At 39.4% G+C, this 21,980-nt stretch carries 19 protein-coding genes and 3 tRNA genes; 12 read left to right on the forward strand and 10 right to left on the reverse strand.

The window, feature by feature from the left end:
- The first annotated feature begins 76 nt into the window (after nucleotides 1-76).
- Together ACH11B_RS19335 and ACH11B_RS19340 are read left to right on the forward strand one after the other, a co-directional pair.
- Complete coding sequence (locus tag ACH11B_RS19335) at nucleotides 77-718, forward strand: response regulator transcription factor (protein WP_013666808.1); 642 nt, start codon at nucleotides 77-79, stop codon at nucleotides 716-718.
- 61 nt (nucleotides 719-779) lie between these two features.
- Nucleotides 780-855, forward strand: a tRNA-Lys gene (locus ACH11B_RS19340).
- A gap of 119 nt (nucleotides 856-974) precedes the next feature.
- Here the strand turns inward: ACH11B_RS19340 and ACH11B_RS19345 are convergent.
- On the reverse strand, nucleotides 975-1,883 hold the full coding sequence (locus ACH11B_RS19345) for an arginase family protein (protein ID WP_377608975.1): 909 nt from the start codon (nucleotides 1,881-1,883) through the stop codon (nucleotides 975-977).
- 840 nt (nucleotides 1,884-2,723) lie between these two features.
- Here ACH11B_RS19345 and ACH11B_RS19350 point away from each other — a divergent pair.
- The 3 genes from ACH11B_RS19350 to ACH11B_RS19360 all read left to right on the forward strand — a co-directional run bounded on the left by ACH11B_RS19350 (nucleotide 2,724) and on the right by ACH11B_RS19360 (nucleotide 4,398).
- Nucleotides 2,724-3,695, forward strand: coding sequence for an NAD(P)H-quinone oxidoreductase (locus ACH11B_RS19350; protein WP_013666810.1), 972 nt, complete (start codon nucleotides 2,724-2,726; stop codon nucleotides 3,693-3,695).
- Between the two features lie 133 nt (nucleotides 3,696-3,828).
- Nucleotides 3,829-3,901: transfer RNA gene (locus tag ACH11B_RS19355), tRNA-Lys, on the forward strand.
- A 421-nt stretch (nucleotides 3,902-4,322) separates the two neighbouring features.
- Nucleotides 4,323-4,398: transfer RNA gene (locus ACH11B_RS19360), tRNA-Lys, on the forward strand.
- A gap of 83 nt (nucleotides 4,399-4,481) precedes the next feature.
- Here ACH11B_RS19360 and ACH11B_RS19365 read toward each other — a convergent pair.
- From ACH11B_RS19365 to ACH11B_RS19385, 5 genes are all read right to left on the reverse strand, one after another.
- Complete coding sequence (locus ACH11B_RS19365) at nucleotides 4,482-6,119, reverse strand: amidohydrolase (RefSeq protein ID WP_377608973.1); 1,638 nt, start codon at nucleotides 6,117-6,119, stop codon at nucleotides 4,482-4,484.
- A gap of 107 nt (nucleotides 6,120-6,226) precedes the next feature.
- Nucleotides 6,227-9,499, reverse strand: a complete 3,273-nt coding sequence (locus tag ACH11B_RS19370; RefSeq protein ID WP_377608971.1) for a S41 family peptidase — start codon at nucleotides 9,497-9,499, stop codon at nucleotides 6,227-6,229.
- Nucleotides 9,500-9,595: 96 nt separating this feature from the next.
- Complete coding sequence (locus ACH11B_RS19375) at nucleotides 9,596-10,360, reverse strand: class I SAM-dependent methyltransferase (protein ID WP_130856029.1); 765 nt, start codon at nucleotides 10,358-10,360, stop codon at nucleotides 9,596-9,598.
- A gap of 98 nt (nucleotides 10,361-10,458) precedes the next feature.
- Nucleotides 10,459-11,544: a serine protease gene (locus tag ACH11B_RS19380; protein ID WP_013666873.1), complete on the reverse strand. Its 1,086-nt coding sequence runs from the start codon at nucleotides 11,542-11,544 to the stop codon at nucleotides 10,459-10,461.
- Nucleotides 11,545-11,556: 12 nt separating this feature from the next.
- Nucleotides 11,557-12,117: an RNA polymerase sigma factor gene (locus ACH11B_RS19385; protein ID WP_130856027.1), complete on the reverse strand. Its 561-nt coding sequence runs from the start codon at nucleotides 12,115-12,117 to the stop codon at nucleotides 11,557-11,559.
- Between the two features lie 366 nt (nucleotides 12,118-12,483).
- Between ACH11B_RS19385 and ACH11B_RS19390 the strand changes: the two genes are divergently transcribed.
- The 3 genes from ACH11B_RS19390 (at nucleotide 12,484) to ACH11B_RS19400 (ending at nucleotide 14,855) form a co-directional block, all read left to right on the forward strand.
- Complete coding sequence (locus ACH11B_RS19390) at nucleotides 12,484-12,687, forward strand: hypothetical protein (protein WP_013666875.1); 204 nt, start codon at nucleotides 12,484-12,486, stop codon at nucleotides 12,685-12,687.
- A gap of 181 nt (nucleotides 12,688-12,868) precedes the next feature.
- A complete protein-coding gene (gene purB, locus ACH11B_RS19395) occupies nucleotides 12,869-14,206 on the forward strand; it encodes an adenylosuccinate lyase (protein ID WP_377608968.1) in 1,338 nt (445 codons plus the stop codon).
- 94 nt (nucleotides 14,207-14,300) lie between these two features.
- The gene (locus ACH11B_RS19400; RefSeq protein ID WP_013666877.1) at nucleotides 14,301-14,855 is read left to right on the forward strand and encodes a NifU family protein; all 555 of its coding nucleotides are present in this window, start codon (nucleotides 14,301-14,303) and stop codon (nucleotides 14,853-14,855) included.
- A 53-nt stretch (nucleotides 14,856-14,908) separates the two neighbouring features.
- On the opposite strand, the gene ACH11B_RS19405 is transcribed toward ACH11B_RS19400, so the two are convergent.
- Both ACH11B_RS19405 and ACH11B_RS19410 read right to left on the reverse strand, forming a co-directional pair.
- The gene (locus tag ACH11B_RS19405) at nucleotides 14,909-15,703 is read right to left on the reverse strand and encodes an inositol monophosphatase family protein (RefSeq protein WP_013666878.1); all 795 of its coding nucleotides are present in this window, start codon (nucleotides 15,701-15,703) and stop codon (nucleotides 14,909-14,911) included.
- Nucleotides 15,696-16,874 (reverse strand): prolipoprotein diacylglyceryl transferase, encoded by a 1,179-nt coding sequence (locus tag ACH11B_RS19410; protein ID WP_377608966.1) that lies wholly within the window; start codon nucleotides 16,872-16,874, stop codon nucleotides 15,696-15,698. The genes ACH11B_RS19405 and ACH11B_RS19410 overlap by 8 nt, the downstream gene beginning before the upstream one ends.
- Nucleotides 16,875-16,988: 114 nt before the next feature.
- Here ACH11B_RS19410 and ACH11B_RS19415 point away from each other — a divergent pair, with 114 nt between their 5' ends.
- Entirely contained in the window at nucleotides 16,989-17,207 is a 219-nt protein-coding gene (locus tag ACH11B_RS19415; RefSeq protein WP_130856024.1) for a hypothetical protein, read from the forward strand.
- Between the two features lie 54 nt (nucleotides 17,208-17,261).
- Here ACH11B_RS19415 and ACH11B_RS19420 read toward each other — a convergent pair whose 3' ends face one another.
- Together ACH11B_RS19420 and ACH11B_RS19425 are read right to left on the reverse strand one after the other, a co-directional pair.
- On the reverse strand, nucleotides 17,262-18,548 hold the full coding sequence (locus tag ACH11B_RS19420; RefSeq protein WP_130856023.1) for a citrate synthase: 1,287 nt from the start codon (nucleotides 18,546-18,548) through the stop codon (nucleotides 17,262-17,264).
- A gap of 120 nt (nucleotides 18,549-18,668) precedes the next feature.
- Nucleotides 18,669-19,199 carry a DUF3347 domain-containing protein gene (locus ACH11B_RS19425; protein ID WP_377608964.1) on the reverse strand — a complete coding sequence of 177 codons (531 nt, stop codon included), beginning with the start codon at nucleotides 19,197-19,199 and terminating at the stop codon, nucleotides 18,669-18,671.
- Between the two features lie 191 nt (nucleotides 19,200-19,390).
- Here ACH11B_RS19425 and ACH11B_RS19430 point away from each other — a divergent pair, with 191 nt between their 5' ends.
- The 3 genes from ACH11B_RS19430 to ACH11B_RS19440 all read left to right on the forward strand — a co-directional run bounded on the left by ACH11B_RS19430 (nucleotide 19,391) and on the right by ACH11B_RS19440 (nucleotide 21,976).
- Nucleotides 19,391-19,756, forward strand: a complete 366-nt coding sequence (locus tag ACH11B_RS19430; protein ID WP_013666883.1) for a BlaI/MecI/CopY family transcriptional regulator — start codon at nucleotides 19,391-19,393, stop codon at nucleotides 19,754-19,756.
- 2 nt (nucleotides 19,757-19,758) lie between these two features.
- Nucleotides 19,759-20,982: a M56 family metallopeptidase gene (locus ACH11B_RS19435; protein WP_377608962.1), complete on the forward strand. Its 1,224-nt coding sequence runs from the start codon at nucleotides 19,759-19,761 to the stop codon at nucleotides 20,980-20,982.
- Nucleotides 20,983-21,085: 103 nt separating this feature from the next.
- Complete coding sequence (locus ACH11B_RS19440; RefSeq protein ID WP_377608960.1) at nucleotides 21,086-21,976, forward strand: GLPGLI family protein; 891 nt, start codon at nucleotides 21,086-21,088, stop codon at nucleotides 21,974-21,976.
- Nucleotides 21,977-21,980 lie beyond the last annotated feature (4 nt).

Raw genomic sequence — 21,980 nt, forward strand, 5'->3', positions numbered from 1 at the left:
TTTTTCTTTTACTTTAAGGAAATTTCTTTGCATTTTAGCGGTTGTATCCAACAGGCATTAAACGAATAGAACATTCATGTCATATCTTAATAGCAATATCCGGTTAGCCATCGTGGATGACCACCAGATCGTTATCGAGGGTCTTAAAACGCTCTTGACAAATCATAGCGAGATTGAAGTTGTCGACTGCTTTATAAGTGGCGCAGAGTTTATGGCGTTTTTAACCGGTCATGAAGTGGATGTTGTGCTGTTAGATGTCATGTTACCGGACGGTAGTGGTATCGATTGGTGTAAAGAGATCAAGATTAAAGCTCCAAATGTCTCTGTGTTAGCGCTGAGTAATCATGCCGAACGAAGTTTTGTTATGAAGATGCTGCAAAATGGAGCAAGTGGTTATTTGTTGAAAAATGTATCGGTTGACGACCTCGTTCATGCGATTAAGGCGGCCTATAAAGGTGAAATCGCTTTTAGCAGGGAAGTAAATGAAATTATTGCCAAACCCACTCTAAATGAACTTAAAGGCCCTCCGCAGCTTACGAAAAGGGAGAAACAGATTCTGTCTATGATCGCTGAAGGAAAGACAACGGCTAATATGGCTGAAACACTCTTTCTTAGCCCTTTAACCGTGGAAACACATAGGCGGAATTTGCTGCAAAAATTCGAAGTAAAAAATGTGGCAGAGTTGATCAAAGAGGCGCTTCAGCAAAGATTATTATAAAAAAATGTTCTTTTTTTTGAGAAAAAGTCTAACTTTGGGCTCCCAATAAGAAAAGTATAACGACTCCGTAGCTCAGTTGGTAGAGCAACTGACTCTTAATCAGTGGGTCGAGAGTTCGAATCTCTCCGGGGTCACCACAGGGGAAGCCATTTTTCTAGAAAAAATGGCTTTTTCTGTTTATAAGGGCAGATTAGATTGTAATGCTTCTAATTTGGACTGCAAAGCCACGGTATTAAGTAAATGCTTTTCCCCGTATTTATCGTTTAATGGAACGAAAGGCGCGGACGATGGTATCACTGATGTTTTGGGCAATCTGTCCGTTGGTGTCGAAGCGGGGGTTGAAGATGGTGATATCAAAACCTATGATTCTTCCGGTGCATAAAAGTTGGTTAATAAAATATTCTGACTGCTCAAAATCAAGTCCGCCGGGCAAATGATATTCTACTGCAGGGTTTAGCTCATCGGCTAGTACATCCGTATCAAAATGCATCCAATAGCCATCTAGGGAGGAGTCAAGGTTTGTTATTACAGCAGCTGCAACTTGTTCTATCCCCTCTTTTTCTATGTTTTCCAGATCATAGCGAGTGATGGTGGTTTCGCGAATATCCTGCGAGCCATATTTTTTTGTCTCCTCCCAATCCCGCTGACCGATATGAATCACGTGGCCATCCTCTACATAGGGTTTTACGTTGTTAATGTTGGTGAGTATGTCCGGTCCCCGACCGGTAACAATTGCTAGATCCATATCGGCCACTTCGCCGGTCACCGACTTTTCGGGTTCGTAGAAGTCTGCATGCGCATCGATAAAGATCAGCCCATATTTACCGCGGACTTTGAGGCCAGACATGATACCTAGAAGAATGCTGCAATCACCGCCCAATATCAGCGGGAAGCGGCCTTTGTCAAGCAGTAAATCAACGGCTTTTCCGAGTTTGATAGAGAAATTGCGAATTGATACTGGATTAAGACAACGAGTGTCAGGATCTCTTTTGTCGCTGTACTGCGCATTGAGGGTAGCAAGGTGTAGTACAGGATGTTCTTGCTGTAGCTGCCAGCCGAGGCCAGCTTTCAACAGGGCGGCTGGCAAATCTTGCACGCCATTTGTACGGAGCCCTAATATAGAAGGTGCCGCTAGGATCTGTATGTCGAGGTTTTGTGTGCCCATATACGGGATATTATGTGCAAAATTTGTTCCAGATCATCTCACAGATCAAGGTCTATTTTTCAATGTCTTTTGGTGTGGTTTTTTAATAAAGAGAAGCTTTTTGTGGAAATAACAAAAAAATAAATGCCATAAATCTATACTAAAAGAAATAGCCCCTCTGGGAAAGGGGCTATTCTGCTAACCAATTATAAACCTATATTAAACTGAGGGGCAATATGACAAACAAAATGATATTTTTTTATTTTATATCGTTTTGTTGATGCAAATATAGTGAAAAAATCGATTATCAAAATTTTTTTTGAATTTTTTTATTTTTTGTTGTGAATATTCGTTTGTTTTTTGCTTTTATTTTTTTCATAATAGATTTTTATCGTATTTTTTTTAGATGTTTTTTATTTAAAAATTGCTATAATGTATTTTTAATGATGTTTTTAATGTTTTGATATTTTTTTATTGGCGTTTTTTTTATACAAATATTTAAAATATAACATTTTAAAATATTTTAAGTCATAAATTTAATAAATAGTAAGTTTACTGTATTATATGCTTCCTTTTTCTTCTTTGTTTTTGTGTATTTATTTCAATTTTTATAAAATATTATGATATATTCATGTCTATATTGATATTGCTAGGTTTTTGATTGATTTTTCTGTTAATTTTTGTGATTAATTCCTGTTTTTGTTTTGTTTTGTATGGTTTGGCTAAAAGGATCTTGTTTTAATGAGAAGAAATACAAAAAAGGGCCTCAGACAAATCTTTTTCATTCAAGGAGCGTTAGCGTGAATTTATAAACAATTTGATGGCACAAACGTTGAACTTAAGCTAGAAAGAAAAATAAACATGAAAGCAATTTCGATTACTGAATATGGTGCACCAAACGTTCTAAAACTACATGATAAGCCTGATCCATTAATAAAACCCGATGAAGTACTTATTAAGGTGGCGGCAGCCGGGGTAAATCGACCGGATATATTTCAGCGCAAGGGGAAGTACTCAGCTCCTGAAGGCGTTGCAAGTGATATACCGGGCTTAGAAATTGCAGGCGTTATTGAACAAATAGGTGCCGAGGTAGCTCAATGGCAGATTGGAGATCATGTATGTGCATTGATTGCCGGAGGTGGTTATGCGGAGAAAGCGGTTGCCAATGCAGGTCATTGTTTGCCCATCCCTACAGGTTTGAGTTTTGTTGAAGCTGCGAGCCTTCCGGAAACCATTTATACGGTGTGGGATAATGTTTTTCGCCGCGGAGCACTGAAAAAAAACGAACATTTTCTTGTGCATGGTGGTTCGAGTGGTATCGGTATTACGGCGATTCAACTTGCAAAAAGCATTGGGGCGAAAGTGTACGCCACCGCTGGTTCGGAGGAGAAATGTAAAGCCTGTCTTGACCTGGGGGCTGACGTTTGTATCAATTACCGGATTTACGAATTTGAAAAGGTTTTTGCAAAGGAAAAAATAGATGTTATATTAGATATGGTAGGTGGATCCTATTTCAGGAAGAATATCAGTATTTTGAACCATGATGGGCGCTTAGTATATATCAATGCCATGAATGGTTCCTTGGTTGAGCTGGATATCATGGAAATTATGCATAAAAGAATCAGCGTTACCGGTAGTACTTTACGTAGTAGAGATAAACATTTTAAGGCTATGTTGACGGCGGACATACTAAACAATGTTTGGCCGCTGATGCATTCCGGTTTTTTCAGACCGCTGATTCATGCTGTATTTCCATTGGCGGAAGCTTGGAGAGCGCATGATTTAATGGAAGAAGGAAGGCATATAGGGAAAATAGTATTGAGAATAGATTGATTTTTTTCTGATTGAAATACAGTATTTTGCAGATAAATATCGTTAAAAGATAGAATTTGTCTTGCATTATAATGGTAAAGATTATACCTTTGCAGCTCTTTCAAAGAAACCTGGTAGGTTTCGAATAAAGGAAGATTCCGTAGCTCAGCTGGTAGAGCAATACACTTTTAATGTATGGGTCCTGGGTTCGAGTCCCAGCGGGATCACAAAGCCTCAACAAAAGTTGGGGCTTTTGTCATTAAGCTGGGGCTCGAACAGAAGTGTTGGGCGGGTTCGAACGCCGAAGGCCTCTTGAGCGGGTAAGTGTCCGGGAGGTGTGAGCGAAAAATCCCAGCGGGATCACCAAGCCTCAACGAAAGTTGGGGCTTTTGTCATTAAGCTGGGGCTCGAACAGAAGTGTTGGGCAGGTTCGAACGCCGAAGGTTATGAGTGTTTTACGCTGTACCTAAAAATAACAAACTGATACTTAGTGAATAATTGAAAAATGCTATTTTTTTTGTTTTAAAATTTGGCGTGTATGGATAAAAAACATACCTTTGCACCCGTTAACAGTTCAGAAATAAAATAAAATTCTGAAAAATAAGAGTTAATGATATTTAATTTTAGTGAGAAATTAAATATGAATAGGATTCCGTAGCTCAGCTGGTAGAGCAATACACTTTTAATGTATGGGTCCTGGGTTCGAGTCCCAGCGGGATCACCAAGCCTCAACGAAAGTTGGGGCTTTTTGTCATTAAGCTGGGGCTCGAACAGAGGGGTTGGGCGGGTTCGAAGGAAGCACCTATTCTAATAAACCCTTTTCCCCGCTACCCAGGTTTGCTGCACTTTGGTATTTCTTATTTCGTTTAAGGGAATCTGCATGATGTCTTTCTCTAGCTGGATAAAATCTGCTTGCTTTCCCTTCTCTATACTTCCTTTTTTCTCATCCTGAAAACAAGCATAGGCTGCCCATCGCGTTAAGCCTTTCAATGCTTCTTCTCTTGTCAGGGCATTTTCGATTTGGAATCCACCGACGGGTTTACCGTTTTTATCGGTCCGTGCTACTGCGGCATGGAATTGATACAGCGGATTGATGTCTTCTACGGGGAAGTCACTTCCCAAAGCTAAACTACCTGCGGCTCGTAATAACTGTTTATATGCGTAAGCGTATTGTATTCTATCGTTTCCTAATCGGTCTTTTGCCCAATGCATATCCGAGGTAGCATGGCTTGGTTGCACGGAAGGGATAAGATTAGCAGTTGTAAACAGTCGATAATCATTGGGTTGAACAATTTGCGCGTGTTCAATGCGCCAACGCTTTTTATTATTCTCGCTTAAATATCTATTGAAAGTGTGAAGAATAAAGCGATTGGTCGAATCCCCTATAGCGTGCACATTAACTTGGAAATTACTTTGTGCCAATTCACGGATTATAGTATCCAACGTAGTAGGTTTTAGAAGTAAAAAACCTTGCTCTGTTGAAGCATCGTTATACGGTTGCAATAAGCAAGCCCCTCTAGACCCCAACGCGCCATCTGCCACAATTTTAAAGGAACGAACCGTCAACTGCCCTCGATCATACACACCTGCTTTTACTAGCTCTTTAAAGGTGCCTGTATTGAGCATTGCCATTGCGTACTCCCCTATCTTTAATTTGTTTTGTTTATACAGTTTTTTTAGTAAATCGATTTCTTCAATTGACAAGCCAGCGTCGGCCAGGCTTGTTAATCCAACGGAGAAACAGGCCCTCTCCGCTTCCAATAAGAATTCCGTTAATCGCAATTCAGAAGGTGGTGGTATTTTCTGTTGCACTAAATCCATTGCGTTGTCAATAAGAATACCTGTTGGGATATTTCCCGCTTTTACAATTAAACCGCCTGTGGGTTGCCCATGAAGCGGAATATGCGCTAATTGGAGAGCTGCGTCATTGGCTAAGGCCGCATGACCGTCAATTCTGCTTAAATAAACCGGGATCTTCGGGAAAGCGGCATTCAACTCCTTATTATTAGGGAAACTTTTGTCGCTCCATAGATTTTGGTCCCAACCATGTCCTAAAATCCAAGCGTCATTTGGAAATTTTGCCTGAAAGTTCTTTACCCTTTCAATTACTTCTTTCATGGAACTTGCACCAACCAGGTTGACCTGATGTAGTCCGCGAGCCAAAGCAAAGAAATGGCAATGAGCATCGTAAAGTCCAGGATAAACAGGATGATTTTTCGCATCGACCATATGCTCGCTCTCGTATTTGTCCAAAATGGATTCATTTGAACCGATATCCAGAAATTTTCCATTTTTTACTGCAAAAGCTTGCTGGAGCGAAAAGGTGCTATCTACTGTATAAACAGTAGCATGGTGAAGAATGAGGTCAACCCGTTCTTTTTCCTTGCAACCTATAAAAAGAGATAAGCAAGATAAGGTTAATAGCAAAGAGATAAGCGTTTTCATAATCTGAAAAAAGTGTATATAAATATAAGACTTCCGGCGATTATCGCGCGGAAGTCTTATACAGCCTCCATAAAAGGAGCTTATGGTAGTTTTAAAGAATAAATAAACTAATGAAGGAGCTCTTTTACCGCTCTTTCCAACTGTGGATCCTCGCCTTTTAGAAAAGCCTCGTAAGGTAAGGGAACCCGAATGTCCGGTTCAACCTGAAGATTTTCGGTAGGGCGATTTTCCTTTCCGATCGTAGCAATCATAGGTATCCCAAATATCAATGTTGGATCAATTTGAGTTTCCCACCAGACGGCTGTTCCTGTACCCGGAACGGGCATGCCGATCAATTTACCTAAACCATTTTGTTTATAGATATAAGGAAAGATAAAAGCATCGCTATAATTTCCCTCGCTCATTACAACAGCACTCGGTTTGTTCCAGCGACTTCTCGGTTCGCCACCTTTTAAGGTATTCCCCTGTGGGGCAAATTTCAGGTATTCTTTGCCGCTTAAAAACGTATTGAGGTCGTCATGTAGCCATCCTCCACCATTAAAACGCGTATCAACTATAAGTGCATCCTTATCTAAGTTTTCTCCCATGACGCGGTCATAAACCTCCCTGAAGCTTGCGTCATTCATACCTTCAACATGTACATAACCAATCTTTCCGTTACTTATTTTGTTAACATACGCTTTTCGTCCGTTAACCCAGCGTTTATACATAAGTGGAATTTCATCAGCTGTGCTTATTGGTTTAATCGTTTCGTTGAATACACCACCTGCTCCATTCTTACCGCGAATGCTTACATATTGGCCAACTTTACGATTTAAGAACTTTGCCCAGTCGACATTATCATCAATGGTGTTGCCATCTATTTCCAGTATAATCGTTCCTTTTTCAATTTTCGACTTGGCGTTGGCTACCGGACCACCCGGGATTACGTCTGCCACTTTCAACCCTTTACCGGTATAGGTTTCATCATAGAGTAAACCTAAAGATGCCGTAATATCCGGATTGGTATATCGAGGAGAAAAGCGCCCTCCCGTGTGGGATGCGTTAAGTTCTCCTAATAATTCGCTCAAGAGCTCCTGGAAATCAAAATTGTTATTTATATGCGGTAAAAATCTAGCATAGGTTTGATAATAGCCATCCCAATCGATTCCATGTAAATTAGGGTCATAAAACTTCTTTTTCACTTGCAGCCAAGCATGATTGAAGATGTACTCACGTTCGGCAGCGGCATTCAGTTCAAGCTCCCCTTTACTGCTGAGTGGTGTAATCTTGCCGCTTGCGGCATCAACTTTTACCAGTGCGCCGCGATTTACTACGAATAAGGTTTTTTCATCCTTGCTCATTTCAATGCCGCTGGGGGAACCTGATAATTTAGCCAAAATTTTTGTTTGATTTGTCCTCGGTTCCGTTAACCACAAATCGTAGCCCTTTTCAAAAGATGCCAGATAGAATAATTTACTTCCATCTTTGGTTAATGCGTAATCACTGATGGATGAGCTGTTGATGGTTAACCTAACTTCTCGATCACGTAAATTATCAAAATTTATCTTTAGCGTTTTTTCCTCCTCTTTTTCACCCTTTTCATTTTTTTTCTTTTTGGACGTATTTTGGTCATTGTTTTTTGTCGCCTCGTCTTTTTTTGCCTTTTCTTCCTTTTCTTTCAACAGGTCGAATTCATCTTTAGTTAACTTAAATCGATCGTAATCTTCTTGATTAAAGAAAACACCAAAAACGTCTAGTTCGCGACTGCCCTGTAGGGCTAAGGATTTTCTTCCATAGCGACTGCTTAGCCAGGTGAGCATTTTTCCTTCCATCTGCCAACGCGCCCCCTCTTCACCAAAACCAGTAAGAAGCGGATGTCTTATTTCAGCAGTTCCATCCGCTTTTATCAAGGCTACATTAGAATTAAAAAAGTATCCTCTTTGATCATCGACCAATAACCACTTGCTGTCCGGACTCCATTCGAAGCCCCAGTCGCCATCGGCATAAGAGTGGTTGTGTCCCTTCGGGAGCAACTCGACCGTTTTTTTAGTATTGATATTATATACCTTCAATACGTTTCTTTCTTCGATATAAGCCACAGACTTACCGTCAGGTGAGAACTTAGGAGCAAAATTGTCTGTTTTTCCGGTAATAAGAGGCTCTTCTTTCAAAACGGTTGCATTAAAGAAATAGGATTCTTCTTGATTGAGAATGGAGCTTTGATAAATACCCCAACCATTTCTGCCTCGTTCAGCGGCGTAGATTAACGTTTTTCCATCCGGCGACCATTTTACCATTCGTTCTTGATCGGCCGTATTAGTAATTCGTTTTGTAAAGTCGCCTTCAACACTTGTAACAAATAGCTCTCCTCTACTCACATAAGCGATTTGTTTACCGTCAGGACTTAACTCAAACTGACTAATTTGCCCGTTTAATGGCACATTGCTCGCTAAAGCATTTCCATTATCAACTGCGATGACTACGGTTAGCTTTTTTGGTTCACCCCCTTCCTTTAGTGTATAGATAGAGCCGTCCTGTGTAAAGGCTAGCGTATTGTCATTTGAAATACTCAAATGGCGAACCGGGTTTTTTGTGAAATGTGTTAGTTGTTGATCCGCAATACGTAATCGAATTCCCTTCTTATAGAGATTTAGGGTTCCATCCTTCTCATTTAGATAATAAACAAATTGTCCGTCATGGCTGAAAACCGGTTCGCGGTGTTCGATTTCCTCATTAGTTAAGGCCTCGTATGTATTGGTTTTTAAATTATATAGCCATATATCACGCGTTACGGAAGAATTGTGATGTTTTCTCCAAGGGTCTTCGTAACCCTTTCTGTCTTGGAAAACCAATAAGCTGCCATCTTGATTAAAGTGGGCATTTTCGATGCCGGCAGCACTCACAAGTAGCGGTCGGCCCCCATTGATAGCCACCCGGTATAGATTTTGAAACAGTCGCAAGCTTGGAAAACGCGTACTTTCGGCGGGTGCTTGCCTGGCACTTCCAAATATCACCTCCTTATTATCGATACTAAAGTCGTATGGGTAATCATTTGCGCTATTATAGGTAAGTCGTGTTGACTTTCCGCCGCTTGCCGGCATTACATAGATGTCGAAATTACCATTTCGGTCATTTGCGAAAGCTATAAACTGACCATCACGACTCCATACGGGCATCATACTGTGTGAGCTTCCGACTGTAAGGGCGGTGGCTGCTCCCCCACTGGCGCTTACACGGTATAAATTACCTTGATATCCAAAAACAATAGTTTTGCCGTCCGGTGATATGGCTGGATACCGGAGCCATAAAGCCTCTGATTGGGCCTGGCTTTGATATGAATAGCTCAGGAAAAAAAATACGGCTAATAGAAATTTTAGATTGATTAAACGTTTCTTCATGTGATTTTTTATTGATTAATAATATCACAAACTTAGAGAAAATTGTCAAAACATCGAACGGGAAAAACGCAACTTTGTAACGTTTTTGATGTAAAATTAAAGCATACCCATAAACAATTTAGTTTTGTACGAGAGGCTTATAATTTGATTGGTAGCATATTTGTCGAACAAGACCCGTAATCGAGTCTTCATTTCGGGTGTTCTTTTATGGCCTTCATTAGGCATATAGGAGTAAGAAAGTGTTCTGCCCAATAACTGTTCGAATGTCAGGTAAGTATCGTATATAAATAGATGTTCTTCCATGCTATTAGGCAGAAAGAAATTTTTAAGGTTATTTCCTCGTGTTTCTCTATTCTTAACCTCTTTATAATCTATTGAAAACTCCAAAATGAATTCTTCATATTCTTTTTCAAAAGTCGTTTCTGCGCTACGGATATTCCATATAATTGCTGCTTTTCCCTGATTTTTTAATATTCGCTCAAATTCTCTTTTTGCTTTCATCGCGTCGAACCAATGAAATGATTGCGCACAGATTATGAGATCAATACTATGGTCTGCCAGACCGGTTTCTTCGGCGGTTGCGTCCTTTATTACACAATTTTTAACTCTTTGTAAAGTTTGGATCGCTTTTTCGCGCATTTCATCATTAGGTTCAATCGCAATGATGCTACAAGGCCATTTTACTAGTTCTTCTGTTAAGATGCCGGTTCCTGCCCCCAACTCAGCAATAACACTTTGTTCATTTAGGGAATTATGTTTATATATGAAATCCAGAAGACCTTGCGGATAACCTGGACGATATTTATCATAGTTATCGGCTCGAAAGTTAAAACGGTCAATATTCCGATGCGCTTGAGTCATATGATTTTGATCTAGGTTCCTAATATACTGAAAATAAAACAAAAATGGCTTCCCCACCACAGGGGGGAAGCCATTTTTGTTTTATTCGGTGTCGTCTATTAATATACTTTAATCATATAGATATATTCCTGTACCTTTTTGATCTGTTCCGTGCGGCTCAAATTGGCGAGGGTGTTCTTTTTATTTAATGTTAGCTTTTTCTCCAGACTATCCTCGGGAATTGACGCCAACGCTTCCAAAACATAGTTCGATTTGATGGCAAAAGCGGCTCCATCAGTCTCCGTTTGTTTACTGTTAATAACGCCGATTATATTGCCCCGATTATCCAATACAGGTCCCCCGCTGTTACCTGGGTTAACGGGAATGGAAACCTGATAAGCAATGGTATCGCCACTATATCCCGTATTACTGCTTAAATAACCCCTTCCGTATACTGCTTCTTCTCTCGGAAAACCAATCGTATAAACGTCCTCTCCTATATCAGCTGCGTTTTGTTTAAAAGTATAGGGTAAATTCCCTACTTCTTTAAAGTCTTTGTCTATAATTTCCAGCACTGCAATATCGTATGTGGGATCCGTATATATGACCTTTGCTTTGTATGAGTTGCCTGTATAATTCTGCAAGTAAACAGAATCAGCATCTTTAATTACGTGATACGTTGTCATAACGTAGCCATTGGAAGAAAGAGCAAAACCGGTGGCTCCATAATGACTGGGAGTACCGGCGTCGTTCTTGCCTTTGTTAATATCCTTAATCAGTGCATTTTGGGCTTTAACATTTTGTCGAATGCTATTCATATCGCGTCGCAAAGCAATATATTGGGATGTGTTGTCTTTTGAATAAAAGCCGGTAAGCCATAAGGTAGTGAAAACAGCAAGAAGTGCAACCGACGCGGCCACAAGGGAATTGATCTTATATTTATCCCATAAGCGTACAATGAGTGGCTTTTTTGGAACCACTTCTTCTATATTAATTGTTTCATGAATGGCCTCGAGCTTATGTCGTAAATCGGTCCTAGCTCCGTAACTCTTCATGTTTCCAATAAATATTTCGTGCTCGTCAAATTTTCTACGAGCTTCAGGATCATTCACAAGATGGTCTTCGAATACCTTTTTTTCCAGGGCATTCATTTCACCTCTTAAGTAGGCTTCCGACTGGTCTAGAAAATCTCGTTCACTTTTCATTGTTGTAAAATGTTAACCAAAATAAAGTTTCTTTAAACGTTGCAGACATTTATATTTTTGATTCTTTGCATTATCCGTATTCGTGTAACCAAACTTTTCACAGATATCTTGCATTGTTAAATTTCGTATATAAAAATCTTCTATTATTGTTTTGCAGGGCTCGCCCAGCTTTTTCAAGGCATCTTCCATCATGGAAAATTGCCGGTCTCGTTCTTTATGTGTGTCGATGTCGTCTTCTACAAGAATCTTTTCTTCAAAATCGTCGATGCGGGTATAAATCCCTTTTTTTGTTAGCTTTTTAAGCCAAAGATTTCTGCAGACAGAATACAAAAACGTTTTGAGTTTGCTATTAAGTGCAAAGTCGCCGCCACAGAGTTTATCATATAAAATAATAATGCTTTCTTGGAATATGTCCTTTGCGTCGTCAATATCACCACCGTTATTGATAATCAATCGAGCAATCATCGGGAAATTAGCCTTATATAAACTATCCAAAATGTTGGTGTCCCCTTCTAAAACCCCTGCAAGTATTTCGTTATCGTCAGATGGTGTATGTTTTCTTTCTTTACTCACTAGTTAATACGTTAAAATGCAAATAGTAACCCACCCATTCGTGTTTTTTTTAGCACGTTTTGAAATAAAAAACGGTGCTTAAATAAGGTCTGTCCTTTTTATAACTGTTCCCCCGACGATTTTATTATCGCCTGTTTGTGTCAGTTGCAAAGAGGCAAAAGTACAGAAACTAGGGAAATAAAAGTAAACAGTAAATGAAGTTTGATCAGTCAGCAAATTCTATTTGTATTTTTCTAAAATATCTCCATCTTTGCAGCCGCAAAAAAGAACGAAAAATTTTTTTTAAAATGTTGGGTTACCTTTCAACATATGCGGTATAAAGAGGTAAATAAACAATTTTTATTTAATCAGAAAAGAAAATTAACAATGAAAAATTTATTCAAATTCGGTTTTTTAGGTTTAGCTTTAACTTTAACTGTTGCTGCTTGTAACTCAAACTCTGGCGAAGGATCTGCTACTGAAGAAACAACTGATACTACTACTGTTGTTACTCCTAGCGAGCCAGATACAACTGTTATCACTACAGATACTACTGTAACTGCTGATACTACAGTTAAAGAAGCTCAGTAATTAAAACTGAAATAGTAAAAAGCGTTTCCGTTCATGAGCGGAAACGCTTTTTTTTTGTAAAATGGTACGGGTCCCCTCCGTGGCATTGTTTCTAAAATTGATCTCATTCTCTGATGGGAGAAAATGGACAAATGCAATATTTTTTTAACTTTGCGCTTTTAACCCGACATATTTCATTGACATGAGTTTATCTCCACTTACAGCAGTTTCACCGATAGATGGTCGTTATCACAGTGCAACAAAAGATTTAGCTTCTTTTTTTTCGGAGGCCGCTTTAATAAAATATCGTGTATTTGTAGAAATTGAATATTTTATCGCACTTGCTGAAACCGGTATATCCCAATTAAGTGCTTTACCGAATAAAGCGGCTCTGCGGGCCATATATGAGGACTTTTCTGAAAACGACGCACAACGTATTAAGGATCTGGAGAAGACAACTAATCATGATGTGAAAGCCGTTGAGTATTTCATCAAAGAAAAGTTTGAGGCAATCGGGTTAACAGATTCGAAAGAATTTATTCATTTTGGATTGACTTCACAGGACATTAACAACACAGCCATTCCCTATTCCTGGAAGGAAGCCTTAAACAAAGTATATTATCCGGGTATTCACGTACTTATCAGCGAACTTGACGCTATGGCCAAGCAATGGAAAGCCATACCTATGCTGGCAAAGACACATGGGCAGCCCGCTTCACCGACTCGTTTAGGTAAAGAGCTAGCCGTATTTGTTGAACGATTAGAGGGACAGCTAAATCAACTTAAGGCGATTCCCTTCTCAGCTAAATTTGGGGGGGCTACCGGAAATTTCAATGCACATCATATCGCTTATCCAGACATTGACTGGGTTGCCTTTGGTAATCACCTGGTAAACGATATTTTAGGTCTCCATAGGTCGCAAAAAACAACCCAAATTGAACATTATGATAACTTTGCGGCACATTGTGACGCTTTAAAGCGGGTAAACAATATTTTAATTGATTTGTGTAGAGATATCTGGACTTACATTTCCATGGATTACTTTAAACAGCAGATTATTGCCGGACAGATCGGATCTTCCGCTATGCCACATAAAGTCAATCCTATAGATTTCGAAAATGCAGAAGGTAACTTAGGTCTAGCCAACGCCTTGTTTGAGCATTTAGCTGCTAAGCTGCCTATTTCCAGGTTGCAGCGCGATTTAACAGATTCGACTGTGTTGAGAAACATAGGTGTTCCTTTTGGCCATACACTCATTGCCTTCAAGTCCATTATGCGAGGACTCAAAAAACTCATATTGAACGAAGACGCGCTTCGGGCCGATCTGGAAAAAAATTGGGCTGTTGTAGCGGAGGCTATACAAACAATATTGAGAAGAGAAGGATACCCCAAGCCCTATGAAGCATTGAAGGATTTAACGCGGACAAACGAAGCAATTAATCAGGAATCAATAGCCGCTTTTATCAATAATCTGAATATCGCTGATCCGCTTAAAGAGGAGCTCAAGGCCATTACACCCTGGAACTATACCGGGGTTTAGGGAGAGGTATCGCATCGCTATATTAACTATGACGTGCAGTTGACTTCTTGTCCGTTATATTTTTGTTAGCTTTGTGTAATTAATATAAATAAAAATGGCCACGATCAACGTATATACAGAGAGTACCCCCAATCCGGCAACTATGAAGTTTCTGGTAAATAAGTTGTTGTATAATGGGAGTTTAGATTTTCCTGATAAGGAGAAAGCCCAAAGTTCTCCCTTCGCACGGGAGCTCTTTAAATTTAATTTTGTTAATGGTGTTTTCTTTGCCAGTAATTTTGTCACTATTACAAAATCCGAAGATAGTGAATGGGAAGACATCCTGCCCATATTGAAAGATTTCGTAAAGGGCGCGGTAGAATCTGAATTGCTAATACATGAGGTAGAGCGTGATGAGAATGTGGCTTTCGAAGGCAGTGAAACTGAAAAGAAAATTCAGCAAGTATTACACGATTATGTCCGTCCTGCTGTTGAACAAGATGGTGGTGCTATTGCTTATAAATCTTTTGATGAAGGCGTGGTAACAGTTGAATTACGCGGTTCATGTAGCGGGTGCCCGTCTTCAACAATTACGCTAAAAGCAGGTATAGAAGGGTTGTTAAAGCGAATGGTTCCTGAGGTTCAAGAGGTTGTGGCGGAAGCTATGTAATATAATAATAAATAGAAATTCAAGAGAAGAGCCCGGTAGAAACCGGGCTCTTCTTATTTAAAGTGCATTTTTACTGCGGATAGTACGAGGTTAGTAATATCAAAATTGCCTGCAATAACAGATCTTTTATCCAGCATCTCTTGACTTCCCTCAAAATCATAAGCGATACCACCCGCTTCTTTAACCAACAATACGCCGGCAGCCATATCGTAGTCATTCAGATTATATTCAAAGAAGCAATCGAATCTTCCTGCGGCAGCGTAAGCCAAGTCCAGGGCGGCTGAACCGATTCTCCTAATGCCACGGCATTGCTGCATTAAATGTTTAAGTAGATTGATGTATTGATTTTGATACTCAAATTTATAAAAAGGAAAACCGGTAGCGAGCAATGAGTCGGATAAAGTCGTCGATGCAGAGACTTTTATCCGGCGATCGTTCAAAAATGCGCCTCCTTGTTCAAAGGCATAATAACATTCTTTGCTGGTCACTTCATAAACAACCCCTATAATAGGTTGACGATTACGAGCAAGCGCAATGCTAACACAATAGGCGGGAATATCATGAATGAAATTGGTAGTTCCGTCAAGTGGGTCTATGATCCAATTATAGACGTCGCCCTTCTTCACGATCGTTTTTTCTTCAGTGATAAAGCCTGCTTCCGGTAATAAGTCTTTGAGCCGTTCTACAATAATAAATTCAGCGCCTTTATCTACATATGAAACCAAGTCGTGAAGGCCCTTTTGCTCTATTTTACTTTTATCAAAGCTTAACCGTTCCTGCCTGATAAAGTTAGCCGCTTCGATCGCTATGGATCGTACTTGTTGCGTGAGTTGAGATAAATTAAGCATATTTTTGCGTAATGGAATAAGCAGTTTTTTGTGCTCTTGACCGGGTGTAAAAAACGCCGATAAGTCCGACCAGGACCATGGCGAGGGAAATCAATTCAGCTTGCGTAAATGATATTCCTAAAAGGTGATATTTTGCATTTACCCTGATTAGTTCTATCGAAAAACGTTCGACACCATTTAACATAAGATAAATAGAAAAGAGCATTCCGGCAGTATGTATTTTTTGCCTTAAAAACCAAAGTAAGGCAAAAAGGATAAGACACATCAAAAATTCGTAAAAAGATGTGGGAAACACGGCAACCGGTAGCTCATGGCAAAATTTACCTTCACAGCCTACAATAGGCACACCTTCGTTAATCACGTTATGAGGAAATTTAAATGCCCAAGCCCAATCGGGAATCCATTGAAGGCTCGACGGTTTAGTAGCTAAATTCTCAATGCCCCAATCGCCATCCCCTGATAACTGACAACCTAAACGACCAACGGCGTAACCTAACATCATGCCGGGAGCACCCACATCAAGCATATGTAATGGATGTATGCCCTGTTTTTTGGTGTAATAAATAACTGCTGCACCACCGAACAGGATACCACCATAAAAAGTAAGTCCGCTAAAAGATAAGAGACTTTCTACCGGATTATGTATAAAATCGTCCCAATACTCTAAGTTATGGAAAAGCTTCGCCCCCAGTAGGCCCCAAATGGCTGCCCAAACTAAAATTTTGCTCATCAGTTCATAGGGATGTATCTGTTGTATTTCTATTTTATCTTCTGCAAGCTCTTGCTTCTTCTTATCTTTATAGAGCCAATAACCAAATAGAATACTCAGCAGCACACCACCTGTTAAGGAACCTTTAGTGGATAGTAAGAAAGCTTGAGGGTTATCAACTAAATCGGCATAGTTGAAAATAGCATGTATTAGCTTATAACCAATGATGAACCCTACCAATGCGTTCATCAGTATCTCAACCGGATGTGCGGGTTCTCCTACCCTTACCTCCTGCTTAACAGGCATAATTAATCCCTGTTGTTCTTTACGTATAAGCTCAACCTTAAAAATGTAGTATGCAGACAGAAAGGCAAAGCCAACAAATAAGCCAAATGTCTGAATTGGCAATGGAATATATATCCCGAAAAGATATGCGATCAGATGAGATAAGGTAGGAAACATAAAGCTAAAGATAATTTTTTTATGCAAAAAACGAAAAAGATTTGCGACCGCCTACCCTTCGTATAAACTATATGTCGATTGCTTTGTTGTTTAACTACATCAAAACGAAGACGGATGAAGGTACTAGGTATTATACTTATAATTGTGGGAGCTGTGATGTTGATCTGGACAGGTTTCAGTTATACAAAAAAGGAAAAAGTAGTAGATGCAGGTCCCGTAGAAATCAATGCTGATAAGGAAAAGCAAGTTAACTGGCCACCTTACTTAGGTGCCATTCTAATTGGTGGGGGAATTATTGCGTTAGTTAGTCAAGCGAACAAGGGTACAAAATAAGAAAGGAGCACCCTAGTTAGCCCCTCTCTTGTTAAATGATTTATTAAACCCTGGTTATCTGTCTTTCATCGCAACGAAATTACGTTTTGGATGTCCAGTATATACTTGACGTGGGCGCCCAATTGGTTCTTTGTTTGTACGCATTTCTTTCCATTGCGCTATCCAACCGGGCAAGCGGCCAAGGGCAAATAACACCGTAAACATATCCGTAGGGAAGCCAAGTGCCCGGTAAATAATACCGGAATAAAAATCTACATTCGGATATAACTTACGATCCACAAAATAGGGGTCACTTAGCGCGGTTTCTTCCAGTTTTTTCGCAATATTTAATACGGGATCCTGTACTCCTAAACTGTCCAGAATATCGTCACATGCCTTTTTTATTATTTTAGCGCGCGGGTCAAAGTTCTTATATACACGATGGCCAAATCCCATTAGGCGGAACGGATCGTTTTTATCTTTTGCTTTAGCCAGCCATTTTTCCGAATCACCGCCATCTTCTTTTATTCGCTCCAGCATTTCTATTACGGCCTGATTAGCCCCACCATGAAGCGGCCCCCAAAGCGCGGAAATACCGGCAGAGATGGAAGTGAAAAGGTTGGCATTTGAAGATCCAACGATTCTAACGGTTGATGTTGAACAATTTTGTTCATGATCAGCGTGTAGAATGAGTAGTTTATTCATCGCTGAGGTAACAATTGGATCAATTTCGACTTCTTCCGTCAATTGACCAAAAGTCATGTTCAGGTAATTGCTTACATAGTCTAACTTATTTTTTGGGTATATGACCGGGTGTCCCAAGGACTTTTTATAAATCCATGAAACAATGGTTGGAAACTTAGCAAGTAGTTTAATGATGGTAAGATTGTCTTCCTCCTCGGAGGCGTCTGGGTTTAGCGATTCCGGATAAAATGCTGAAAGAGCTCCTACCAAGGCCGACAGCTGTCCCATCGGATGGGATTTGGTAGGAAAACCTTCGAAAAATTTCTTCATATCTTCATGGATAAGCGTGTGTCGGCTTACTTTATTCTGAAAATCAGTAAACTCAGCTTGGGTTGGCAATTCTCCATATATCAACAGGTACGCCACTTCCAGAAAGGTTGATTTTTCAGCTAATTCCTCTATGGGATAGCCTCTATAACGAAGTATACCTTCTTCGCCATCTAAATATGTGATAGCACTTGTTGTTGCACCGGTGTTTTTAAAACCCGGATCAAGCGTTATAAATCCTGTCTCTGCTCTAATTTTCGAAATATCTATTGCTTTCTCGTTTTCTGTACCTGTAATGATTGGTAACTCTACCTGCTTATCTCCAATATTTAAAGAAACTTTTTCTGACATAATGATTCTATGGTTTGTAACAAAACTAAAAAAAAATGGCTTAAAACATAGGGAAACCTATAAATATTTCAATTTATTTACGATAAATTAATTTGCGATGACACGATTTTACTCCCGATTCTACTTAATTTCCTGTGTGACAGTTCCACAGGTTAACATTTCTTCACCAAAGTAAGGGTTTTTTATCTCCGGACTGGTAGAAAGCCAATCTCCGCCCGCTTTATTGTTGTACATCGGGCAATGAATTACATAAATTTTGCCCGCACTTAAAGAAGGACGTTGATACATGTCGATCAGATCTTTGCTTATTGCCGAAAATGCCGAACGCTGTAAGGCTAAATCTGTTGAATTGGCAAGCTCCTGTGCCAAGATGGCTGTATTTTCACAACCGTGAATTCCTTTAAGGCTTTCTGAAAGTCTGTTGGACGCTTCGCCTGCCAATTTAGGGTCTGAGGCAACCAGTGCATCCTTTACCTTTATATAAGCGGCAAAGACTTGCGACAAGGTGTCGTTTTCTATCACGATACCTTGTTCACTCACGCGTGTTGTATCGGCATCCTGCCTCTTATTGTTAGGGCCGCTATGACAACTAATAAACAATATGGCCAATGCCGTATAAAACAACGAACTTATTCCTTTTCTTCGTTTCATATGATCAATTTAAAGTCGAAACTTTCTTATGCTGTTAACATAATAGGCAAGTTTCGGTTTCACTAAAAACAATTTGTACCAATGAAAAAGTCAAATATAAACATTTTGTACCCGACTCGTAGATCCGTTATTTCAAATAATGTTTTGTTTTTTACGAAATTTTCGTAGATTTACGAAATAAACATAGAGTTATGCAGAAACTAAGTGCACAAGAAGAGGAAGCCATGCTGTTGATTTGGAAAAACGGAGGCGGCTTTGTAAAAGAATTATTGGATAGTATGCCCGATCCTAAAATTCCCTATACAACATTGGCATCTACACTGAAGAACCTTGAACGAAAAAGCTTTGTTAGATCGGTAAAATATGCCAATGCCTATCGATATGAACCGACTGTTACGGAAGAGGAATACAAGCGTGGGTTTATGAACGGATTTGTAAGCGAGTATTTTCGAAATTCTTATAAAGAACTTGTATCCTTTTTCGCGAAAGAAGAGAAAATCAGTGCGCGGGAATTGAAAGAGATTATTAAAATGATTGATGAACAAGATAAGGATTAGCTATGCCTGAATGGATCGATTATTTATTAAAGGTTAATTTATCAATTGCCTTATTTTACGGAGGTTACTACCTGTTCTTACGGAAGCTAACTTTTTATCTTCTGAATAGATGTTATTTTATCATGGGACTCCTGTTTTCTGCCTTGTATCCGCTCGTTGATCTTTCTATGTTTTTTGCTAAAGAAAATTCTGCAGGAAGGAGTGAAATGCAAATAATGACTTGGGACGATCTCCTGTCTATCATACCGCCCAAAGTAGATTTATGGAATATTATTACCTTGTTATTTTCGTCTGTAGTTGCTTTGCTAACCTTGAGGTTCCTTCTCCGATTGTTTAGTTTATCGAAGATTCATCAAAAATCAACGGTCGCCATTTTTGAAAGCTGTCGGTATCGTCAAGTATGGCTAGACATCCCTCCCTTTTCTTTTTGGAAATCCATTTATCTAAATAAATCGCTTCACACAGAACGTGATTTAAGAGAAATCCTGAAGCATGAAATAGAGCATGTAAAACAGTTGCATACCATTGATGTGCTACTTGTAGAGATCGCTAGCCTATGCTGCTGGTTTAACCCAATTATTTGGTTGACCCGTTCGGCCATAAAAGAAAATTTAGAATTTTTAACAGACCATAAAGTTCTCCAAAGCGGCGTAGACAAGAAAAAATACCAATATAGTCTTGTTAATCTTAACAGTCGAACTATTTCTCCGGAGCTTAGCAATCATTTCAATTTTAATGCCTTAAAACGAAGAATTGCGATGATGAACAAAAAGAAATCTTCACAACTGCATCTCAGCAAGTATGTGTTTATTGTACCTGCAATTACTATTTCAGCGATGGTGTTTACGATCAGCAAAGCTTATCAAGAAGATGGTAAGTTGATTAATGCCGGTTTATCACATGTCACACCGAACGCGAGCAATAAACATGAAAAAGAAGAAACGTTAGGTACGGCAATTCAAGAAAAAGATCGCCCCAAGGAGCTTCCCAAAGTAGCATTCCAAAATGGAAGGAAAAAAGCAAAAATGCTGACTATCAGATCAAAAAATCAAGTGCAACCTTTGTTGGTGCTTGATGGTGTCGTCTTGAAAGAAGACGAAGATATTAATGCAATCAATCCAAATGACATAGCAAGTATTAACGTCCTAAAAGATCGCGCGGCGACAGCTATGTATGGTAGCATGGGCAAAAATGGAGTTATATTGATCACAACGAAATACAAGTAAGCTATATTGGATGCGATTACACGAAGAAAATATGTTAAAGGCCGTCTGTTGACCTTGGTGATTTCCTGAATTAAGGTTACTAGCAAAATATAAATATGAAATTATGAAGCACCTCAAATTATGGTATGTAGGAGTCGTATGTTTTTTCTTCATAGTGAAAGTGAACGCACAGGAAACAGAACCAGTGTTGGCACGGGCACGTTATCAGTTTATTCATGTGAACGATACTGCTAATAGGGATCATCCGAAAGAAGAAGAGATGGTACTTTATGCCGGCATTAACCGGTCTTTCTTTACGTCAAACGCAGAAGAGGAAATCAACAGACAAATGGAAGAACAGGTTGCCAACCCCTCTTTTGACGGTAATATCACCTTGGTGAGCAAAGGGAGTTCTACCAATGAGTCGTTCTATTTTGTGTCCAATACCCGGGCACTGAAAAGAATATATCGGCTGATGCAAAACCAGTATATTTTAGATGAACCTTATCCCCAATTAGATTGGAAAATTAATGACGATACCCTAACAATTGGAGGATATAATTGTCAGAAAGCTACCGTATCATTTAAAGGTCGAACCTATACCGCTTGGTTTTCGCCGGAATTGCCTTTTTCTTTTGGTCCTTGGAAGTTGCATGGTTTACCTGGATTAATTCTTGATGTGGCTGATAGCAAAAAGGAAGTGGTATTCCATTTTGTTGGGTTTGAGAAATTGGACCATGTAAATTTACAGATAGGAACAACAACCGATTATATTGAAATAAATCAAGAGGCGTTAGATCGTTTATTAAAAGCATTTAAAGAAAACAGGCAGACGTTTATGGATGTGCAGGGACAAGGAGGGCGCTCCAATGCAGCGAATGTAATCAGCGGATTACCTAAAAAAGAGGATGCATTTAGTTCAATAGATCCCGGTAAAATTAAATCCATCAATGTGAACAAAAATGCCGGAGGAGTTTCTAACACTGACAATAATCCGATCGAATTAACAAAATAAATGA

The organism is Olivibacter sp. EAT-5, from assembly GCF_044784325.1.
Classification (GTDB): Bacteria; Bacteroidota; Bacteroidia; order Sphingobacteriales; family Sphingobacteriaceae; genus Olivibacter; species Olivibacter oleidegradans.

Coding starts and splice junctions, on each gene's coding strand:
- ACH11B_RS19335 (WP_013666808.1), top strand. CDS start 77: ATGTCATATCTTAATAGCAATATCCGGTTAGCCATCGTGGATGACCAC.
- ACH11B_RS19345 (WP_377608975.1), bottom strand. CDS start 1,883: ATGGGCACACAAAACCTCGACATACAGATCCTAGCGGCACCTTCTATA.
- ACH11B_RS19350 (WP_013666810.1), top strand. CDS start 2,724: ATGAAAGCAATTTCGATTACTGAATATGGTGCACCAAACGTTCTAAAA.
- ACH11B_RS19365 (WP_377608973.1), bottom strand. CDS start 6,119: ATGAAAACGCTTATCTCTTTGCTATTAACCTTATCTTGCTTATCTCTT.
- ACH11B_RS19370 (WP_377608971.1), bottom strand. CDS start 9,499: ATGAAGAAACGTTTAATCAATCTAAAATTTCTATTAGCCGTATTTTTT.
- ACH11B_RS19375 (WP_130856029.1), bottom strand. CDS start 10,360: ATGACTCAAGCGCATCGGAATATTGACCGTTTTAACTTTCGAGCCGAT.
- ACH11B_RS19380 (WP_013666873.1), bottom strand. CDS start 11,544: ATGAAAAGTGAACGAGATTTTCTAGACCAGTCGGAAGCCTACTTAAGA.
- ACH11B_RS19390 (WP_013666875.1), top strand. CDS start 12,484: ATGAAAAATTTATTCAAATTCGGTTTTTTAGGTTTAGCTTTAACTTTA.
- purB (WP_377608968.1), top strand. CDS start 12,869: ATGAGTTTATCTCCACTTACAGCAGTTTCACCGATAGATGGTCGTTAT.
- ACH11B_RS19400 (WP_013666877.1), top strand. CDS start 14,301: ATGGCCACGATCAACGTATATACAGAGAGTACCCCCAATCCGGCAACT.
- ACH11B_RS19405 (WP_013666878.1), bottom strand. CDS start 15,703: ATGCTTAATTTATCTCAACTCACGCAACAAGTACGATCCATAGCGATC.
- ACH11B_RS19410 (WP_377608966.1), bottom strand. CDS start 16,874: ATGTTTCCTACCTTATCTCATCTGATCGCATATCTTTTCGGGATATAT.
- ACH11B_RS19415 (WP_130856024.1), top strand. CDS start 16,989: ATGAAGGTACTAGGTATTATACTTATAATTGTGGGAGCTGTGATGTTG.
- ACH11B_RS19420 (WP_130856023.1), bottom strand. CDS start 18,548: ATGTCAGAAAAAGTTTCTTTAAATATTGGAGATAAGCAGGTAGAGTTA.
- ACH11B_RS19425 (WP_377608964.1), bottom strand. CDS start 19,199: ATGAAACGAAGAAAAGGAATAAGTTCGTTGTTTTATACGGCATTGGCC.
- ACH11B_RS19430 (WP_013666883.1), top strand. CDS start 19,391: ATGCAGAAACTAAGTGCACAAGAAGAGGAAGCCATGCTGTTGATTTGG.
- ACH11B_RS19435 (WP_377608962.1), top strand. CDS start 19,759: ATGCCTGAATGGATCGATTATTTATTAAAGGTTAATTTATCAATTGCC.
- ACH11B_RS19440 (WP_377608960.1), top strand. CDS start 21,086: ATGAAGCACCTCAAATTATGGTATGTAGGAGTCGTATGTTTTTTCTTC.